The sequence below is a fragment of the Arthrobacter sp. UYEF3 genome (genome assembly GCF_040546245.1).
Classification (GTDB): domain Bacteria; phylum Actinomycetota; class Actinomycetes; order Actinomycetales; family Micrococcaceae; genus Arthrobacter.
On sequence record NZ_JBEPNK010000063.1, the window covers coordinates 1 to 1,448 of the forward strand.

Annotated in this window: 1 protein-coding gene; it reads left to right on the forward strand. The window is 64.6% G+C overall.

Annotated elements, in window-relative coordinates:
• Positions 1–134 precede the first annotated feature (134 nt).
• Entirely contained in the window at positions 135–1,442 is a 1,308-nt protein-coding gene (locus ABIB14_RS18670) for an ISL3 family transposase (RefSeq protein ID WP_354237389.1), read from the forward strand.
• Positions 1,443–1,448 lie beyond the last annotated feature (6 nt).

Here is a 1,448-nt window from a genome sequence, read left to right on the forward strand (position 1 = left end):
GGCTCTTCAGAATTGAGAGTGTATTCAGCGTTGCCGCGTGAGGAGTCCGGGGCGGGAGGTTGTTTCGGCTGAGGTGAGGGCCTTGGGAGAGAATCGGATTGTCTAGATCGTGATTTTTCTACCGCAAGGCCCTCGTGATCAACGCTACCTTCCAATGCCCTGACCTGACCACATTCTGCCGCCTCGACGGACTCGGACTCGAAGTGACCGGGCAGTATGTGCGCCCGGATCGTGCCGTCCTTGCCTGCCGTGTTGTTGATCCTGATGACTGGTGCCGGAAGTGCGGGTGCCAGGGCGTTCCCCGGGACACGGTGACCCGCCGGCTGGGCCATGAACCGTTCGGGTGGCGCCCCACCACGCTGCTGGTGAGTATCCGCCGATACCGCTGCACGGGGTGCGGGCACGTGTGGCGGCAGGACACTTCCAGGGCTGCCGAGCCGCGGGCGAAACTCTCCCGCCGCGGGCTGCGTTGGGCGTTGGAAGGCATCGTCTGCCAGCACCTCACGGTCGCCCGGATCGCGGAAGGACTCGGCGTCACCTGGAATACCGCGAACAAGGCCGTCCTGGCCGAAGGACGGAGAGTCTTGATCGATGATCCGCACCGCTTCGACGGTGCGAAAGTCATTGGTGTTGATGAACATGTCTGGCGGCACACCCGCCGCGGAGACAAGTACGTCACCGTCATCATTGACCTGACCCCGATCAGGGACGGCACCGGCCCTTCCCGCCTGCTGGACATGGTCGAGGGCCGCTCGAAACAGGTCTTCGCGACCTGGCTGCAGGAACGCCCCCAACACTGGCGGGACGGGGTTGAGGTCGTGGCCATGGACGGGTTCTCCGGGTTCAAGAGCGCTGCTGCCGAGGAACTCCCGGCCGCGGTCCCGGTCATGGACCCGTTCCATGTCATCCGGCTGGCCGGGGATGCCCTGGACAATTGCCGCCGGCGGGTTCAGCAGCAGAGTTGCGGGCACCGCGGACGGGCCGGGGACCCGCTGTATTCGGCCCGCCGGACCCTCCACACAGGCGCTGACCTGCTCACCGAGAAACAACTCACACGCCTGGAAACTCTGTTCTCCACCGAAACCCATATTGAGGTCGAAGCAAGCTGGGGCGCCTACCAGCGCATGGTTGCCGCCTATCGGGAACCAGACCGGACCAAAGGGCGGGTGATGATGCAAGCCGTGATCGACTCCCTCAGCAGCGGCGTCCCGACCGCGTTGACCGAGCTCAGAACCCTCGGGCGCACCCTCAAACGCCGGGCCCAGGACGTGCTGGCCTACTTTGAGCGACCCGGCACTTCGAACGGCCCCACCGAAGCCATTAACGGCCGGCTCGAGCACCTCCGCGGCTCCGCCCTCGGCTTCCGCAACCTCACCAACTACATCGCCAGATCCCTCCTGGAATCCGGAGGATTCAGACCGAAACTACACTCTCAATTCTGAAGAGCC